This window comes from Streptomyces sp. NPDC057638 (genome assembly GCF_042800315.1).
Classification (GTDB): domain Bacteria; phylum Actinomycetota; class Actinomycetes; order Streptomycetales; family Streptomycetaceae; genus Streptomyces.
This window is the reverse complement of the sequence record NZ_JBHVHF010000405.1, coordinates 1-5,813: the sequence shown is the minus strand read 5'-3', so window position 1 is coordinate 5,813 and position 5,813 is coordinate 1. Positions and strand designations below refer to the sequence as shown.

At 74.2% G+C, this 5,813-nt stretch carries 4 protein-coding genes; 2 read left to right on the top strand and 2 right to left on the bottom strand.

Annotation, left to right across the window (positions count from 1 at the left end; all coding sequences use genetic code 11):
• The coding region (locus tag ACFVIM_RS31995; RefSeq protein ID WP_384308922.1) for a thiopeptide-type bacteriocin biosynthesis protein at positions 1–489 on the bottom strand (489 nt) is incomplete at its 3' end.
• 607 nt (positions 490–1,096) lie between these two features.
• On the opposite strand from ACFVIM_RS31995, the gene ACFVIM_RS31990 reads away from it, so the two are divergent.
• Positions 1,097–1,498: a DUF2267 domain-containing protein gene (locus ACFVIM_RS31990; RefSeq protein WP_384308919.1), complete on the top strand. Its 402-nt coding sequence runs from the start codon at positions 1,097–1,099 to the stop codon at positions 1,496–1,498.
• Between the two features lie 148 nt (positions 1,499–1,646).
• Here ACFVIM_RS31990 and ACFVIM_RS31985 read toward each other — a convergent pair whose 3' ends face one another.
• Positions 1,647–3,578, bottom strand: coding sequence for a BTAD domain-containing putative transcriptional regulator (locus ACFVIM_RS31985; RefSeq protein WP_384308916.1), 1,932 nt, complete (start codon positions 3,576–3,578; stop codon positions 1,647–1,649).
• A 957-nt stretch (positions 3,579–4,535) separates the two neighbouring features.
• On the opposite strand from ACFVIM_RS31985, the gene ACFVIM_RS31980 reads away from it, so the two are divergent.
• Positions 4,536–5,813 (top strand): MFS transporter (locus tag ACFVIM_RS31980; protein ID WP_384308912.1); only part of this gene is annotated, 1,278 nt, incomplete at its 3' end.

The following is a 5,813-nucleotide window of genomic DNA, read 5'->3' as shown; positions in this document are numbered from 1 at the left end:
GCGCCCTTCACCGAGGGCGCGGCCCGCCTCGTGCTGGAGGGTCTCCCACACACCCCGGTGCTCCCAGCCGACGATGCCCAGGCCGTCGAGGAGATCCCGCAGCAGGGTCAGGGAGAGCCGCCAGTCGGCGAGGGGGGCGGGGCGTTCGGCGTGATGGTGCAGCCAGGCCAGGGAGTCCGCGGTGAAGAGGTCATGCACCCAGGGCATGGCGTGCGGGCCGCCGAAGAGATAGCTCTCGGGTTCGTAGATCCCGCGCACCGGGGTGTCGAACAGGCCGGAGCGGGCACCGAGGCGGGCGGCCAGCTCGGCGTAGAGCGCCTCACGGCTCCCGGGCTCCCTCGCCTGGAATCGCAGCCGCAGCCCGGGAGGCTTATGCATGAAGAAGAAATTGGAGGCGGTTCCCGAGCCGATGACCTCCAGCGCGATCTCCCCGAGAAACGCATACAACTCGGGCCGCACCTGAGCACCGGTCGCCACATTCAGCTGCACCCAGCCAGCGCTCTGGCTTTCCTCTCGAAGGGCCGCGAGACCGGCCGCGACAAAACTCTGACGCGCTTGTGCGTACGCGGTTGTACCAGGAGTGACGGGAACCAATACACCAGAGCTCTCACGAGCGTCACGCAGGCAATCGGCAAGCAATTCCGCCAAGGGGAACACTTCCCGCCCCACCTCCTCCTCACTGCGGAGCCGGCCTCTCGCCTGGGCTCACTCACCGATGAGCGTGACCAGTGAAGACCTGCTTCACAAGCAGGAAATTCAGCCACCTTGCCCAGAAGGGCCATGGCCTCCCTTTCTCGCGCCACCAGATAAGTCATATATTCGGATTGCCTGATGATGGTGCGATAGATATTTCTCCGGCGCTCTCCTCGCACCATCCACCGGAATTTCAGGGGAATTACCGGAGAAACAGTCACCCCCGGCCCATGCCGGATTCCGTGAATGCGCCGTGGCGCACACAACGCGCCCTTCGCGCGCCGAACGCCTCCTCGACGCGACTCCTCAGCCCCCTGTACAACGGCGATCATGAGGGCCCGTCCAGAGGTGCGTCATGACACCCCAGACGAAACTCCCGCACCACGGAGAGGCAATTACCCCGATGAACTCTGATCATTTCCTGTCGCGTGTCCAGAAGAGTGGCGGATTCACGGACACGCGGGCGGCGGAAGGGGTGGTGGCGGCGGTCCTGACGGTCCTCGCCGCTCGTCTCGGCCCCGGCACGGCGGGGGCGCTGGCCGACCGGATGCCCGCCTTTCTCTCCGAGGCACTGGAGGAACGGCCGACGGGGGCGGCGGAGCGCTACGGGGTGGAGGAGTTCTGCCGCCGGGTGGGGAACCTGACCGGGAGCGGGGCACGGGAGGCGCGGCGGGATGTGGAGGTGGTCCTGACAGCGCTGGTGGACGCGGTGTCACCCGGGCAGCTCACCTTGATCCTGGCGGACCTGCCCCGCGGGTACGCCGCCCTCTTCGGCACGGCGGAGCCGCACTGGCCCACTCCCTGAAGAAGGGCCGCGAGGAGGGGCGCCCGCCCCCGACCCCGGCGCGGGCGTCCGGGGCACGGCCGGTGTGACCCACACCCTCCGGCCGCGTCACGGCGTGTCCGATGCCACCGCGCCGAGGCCCGGGGGACCCCAGTCTCCGTACCCCTCCCTAACCGGACACCAGCAGACGGTTCGATTCCGGTAAACCGCCCGGTCGGCGTGGGGTCCGGCCCTGTTCGGGCGCGGCGGAGCGGCTCTGCTCGCGCGCGTACAGACGCAGCAGGCGGGGCAGCGTGAAGCGCAGGGTATGCGGCGCGGCGCCGCAGTCCGGCGGGACGATCACCCCGGCGTCCATCAGCGCCTCCAGCTTCCGGCCCGCCTCGTCCGTCTCGCAGGCCAGCGCCGTGGCGGCCTCGGCGAGGGTGAAATCGGGCCCGGGGAGGTTCCCGAGGCCGCCGAGGACGATCCGGCCCGCCTCCGGCAGATCACGCCAGCCGCTGGCCAGCCGGGGACGTACCCGTATGTCTCCGGCGGCGAGTTCGTCCAGCAGCGCCCGGTCGTCGGCGAGGCGCGCCGCGTACTCGGCGAGCGGCAGATGACGGAGTACGGCCAGTTTCAGCCCGCAGACCCGGACCGCGAGCGGCAGCATGCCGGTGGCCACGACGATCCGGCGGGCCGCCGCCGGGTCGGTGCGCAGCCGGGCGGCACCGATGACGGCGCCGAGCAGGTCCAGGGCCTCGTCCTCACCGAGCGCGCCGAGCGCGACGCGATGGGCCGGGGCGAGCCCGCTGAGCTGGGGGCGGGCGGTGACGATCACGGCACTGGCCCCCGTCTCCGGCAGCAGGGGCCGCACCGCGGACTCATCGGCGGCGTCGTCGAGGACCACCAGCAACCGCCGGTGGGCGAGGCGGCCACGCCAGCGGGCCGCCGCCTCGTCCGGATCGTCGCCGTGATCCGGTGTGCCGGGGGCGGGCGGAGCGGTCCCGGCCAGCCGGTCGAGTTCGGCGAGGACGGTGGGCCAGGGGCGGGGCGTCCCGTCGGCGTCCCGCATCCGCACCAGCAGCCTGCCGTCGGGGAAGACCTCCGCCAGCCGGTGCGCGATATGGACGGCGGTGGCCGTCTTGCCCATCCCGGCGCAGCCGGTGACCACGGCGGCGCGCCAGGGGGCGCGTTCGGGCTGGGCGAGTGAGTCGAGCAGCTCGCGCACATGGTCGCGGCGGCCGGTGAAGTCGGGGAGCTGGGGCGGCAACAGCGTACGGGGCCCGGGGGCCGGGCCGGGGCCCCCGCCACGGCCGCCGGGGCCGGGGCGGCCCGGGGAGGAGGGCCGGTCGGCGCCGTCGAGCAGGGACCGGTACAGCACCTGGAGCGAGGCGCTCGGACGCAGTCCCAGCTCGGAGGCGAGCAGTTGGCGCAGCCCCTCGTAGACCGCGAACGCCTCCGTGCGACGGCCGAGACCGCGCAGCGCGTTCATCTGGATGGCCCGTAAGCGCTCGCGTAAGGGGTGTTGCTCGACCAGGTCGGCGACGGTGTCGGCGACCCGTGCGGCGTTGCCGAGGTCCAGTTCGGCCTCGGCCCAGTCCTCGTACACCTGAAGGTGGCGCGCGTCGAGCCGCTCGCCCTCGGCCAGGATCGCCCGGGAGCCGCGCAGTTCGGGCAGGGCCGGGCCGCGCCAGAGGTCCAGGGCCTCGCGCAGCAGCCGGGCGGCGGAGGCGGGCGCGCCCTGGCCGAGGGCCTCGCGCCCGGCACGGACCAGCCCCTGGAAGCGCAGGGTGTCCAGCTCATCGTCCTGGACATGGAGCAGATAGCCGCCCGTCTGGTACAGCAGCCGCCCGGGGGCGCCGGCGGTATCGAGGAGCCCGCGCAGGGTGGAGACGTACACCTGGAGGTTCTTGCGCGCGGTGCGTGGTGGCGCGTCCTCCCAGAGCGTGTCGGTCAGCGTGTCCACCGGGACCGGGCGGCCCGGGCGGCAGAGCAGTGACGCGAGAAGCAACCGTTGCTTCAGCGGTCCGAGCCGGAGCGGTTCACGGCCCGCGTACACGGTCAGCGGCCCGAGGACGGAGAACCGCAGAGCGGCGGTGCCCGGTCCGGCGTCGCTCGCCATCTGTACCCCCTTGGGAGTCGAGGAGGAGCCGCGTCGACCTGGTACGCACGGCTGGCCGCGGCGCGCGACACGGTCTCACGTTCCATAAGCTCATATGAATATGAGCCTGTCTCATCATTAATCTCCGTTGGCGGGGGCGCAAGGGGCTTCCACTCTTCGGGCACCCGGGTTCCACGCCCAGCGCTGTGCTGCGGCGATACCGGAGGCATACCGCCTCTTGAGCGTCTGTGAATCGGCCCGTCCTACTGTCGGAGCAGAGTGAAGAAGCCGCGCGGAACAGCGTCGGCGCGGCGGGGCGGCTCTCGGGGGAACGCCCCGCCGGACCGCGGGCACCAGGGGGTCGCGTCACGGGCCGGTTCCATCGGACGGGACGCGACCCGGGGGGAACGCACCACAGGGAGATACGCGCCACCAGGGGGACGCGCGCCGCCCGCGGGGGATGGGTACCACCCGGGCGGCGTGCCGTGGTGACGGGGAGAGCGCGTCACCACGGACGGCCGCTCCTACGCCGGTGCCAGGTCAGCGAACGCGACTTGGGCGGCGCACGCGGCTTGGGAGCGAGCGCGGCTTGGGCGGCGAGCGGGGCGCCCCTCCTCCGGGCCCGCGTCCCACGCCTCTCGCGCGGCCCGGGCCAGGGGACCCGTGCCCCGGGCCCGCCTCCTGGGAAGCACGCCCAGCGACCACATGCCTCCGGCCATCGCCTCCCCCGCCCCCACGCCGTCCGCCTGGAGAAGCCATGAAGCAGACAGCGCACAGAAGGCACACCGCGCACAGCGCGAGCCCGGAGCGCGGAGAGCACAACGGCGGGACCGAGGTCGGGGAGAGGGACCAAGGCGGCGGATGGGCCGGGCGGCGACCCGCGTGGGCGCCCGGTCTCCGCCCGGCGCACCCGCGCCCGTCGCGGCCCGCGCCACACCCGTGCTCCAGCACGGCGTCCGGCCTCCCCCGGCGCGGCTCATGGTGAACGGTCCCGGGACCCGCGCGAAGGCCGTCGCCCGCGAGCGCGACCTCGCCCTGTACGGGTGGGGGCAGACCGCCGCCGCCTTCGGATCCGTCGTCACCGCCGTGACGTTGCCGATCCTGGCCGTGGTCCACCTCGGCGCCTCCGCGCCCCAGATGGGGGTGATCAGCGCCTGTGCCTCCCTGCCGGTGCTGCTGCTCGGGCTCCCGGCGGGAGCCTTCGCCGACCGGGTGCGACGGCCCCGGCGCGTCCTCGTCGCGCTCGACGGCGCCGCCGCCCTGACGGTCGGCGCGGTGGCGCTCGCCCTCGGACCGGGCCGGGTCACGGTCGTCTGGCTGGCCGTGCTCTGCACGGTCCTCGGCGCGCTGTCCACGTTCACGACCGCCGTCTACTTCCACCATCTCGCCCCGCTGCTGGGCCCCGGCGGCGGCGGGCGGGTCCGGGCCAGGCTCCAGGCCGGGCAGTACGGCGCGGGCCTGCTCGGCCGGCTGCTGGCGGGGCCCGCCGTCGCCGTGTCCGGGGCGGGCCCCGCCCTCGCGCTCGCCGCGGGCGCCCATCTGGTCGGTGTCGTCTCGCTGGTGGCGCTGCGCTCCCCGGACCGTGTGGTGGGCACGGCGGTGGTCCGGCCTCCGTTCGCCGCGGCACGGGAGGCCGCGCGTGGTATCGCCACCCTGGCGCGCCACCCGTTCCACCGGTCGCTGGTGGTGGTCTTCCTGCTGGTCCCGGCCGCCGCCCAGGCCGCCGCCGGGGCGCTCACCGGGCCGTTCCTGCTCCGGACGCTGGAACTGCCGCCCGTGGCCTACGGCTGGGTGTTCGTCCCCTCCGGCCTCGCCGCTCTGGCCGGTGCGGTGCTGGCGGCGCGGGCGCTGGCGCCCGGCACGCGTCCCGGCCGGGAGCCGTCGGCGGGGCGCGACCCGCGCCGGATGGCGCCGCGCGCCACCGTGTGCGCGGCGGTCTGCACCGCGCTCCTGCCGCTCGCGGACGGCCCGTTGCCGCTGGCCGTCTGCTGTGCGGCGCTGGGGCTCGGTCTGACCGTCCTGTGCGGCGCGGTCGCCCAGGCGGCGGCGACGACCGCGCTCGTCGGGGACATCCCGGGGGATGCCCTCGGGGGGACGATGGCCGCCGTCCATACCGGTACGGCGGCGGCGGGCGTCCTCGGAGCGCTCGCCGGAGGCGCGCTCGGCGGGGCCGTCGGGGTACGCACGGCGCTGTGGCTGCTGGTCGCCGCCCTGGTGGCGACGGTGGTGACGGCGCTGCCGCGCGCGCTGCGGAAC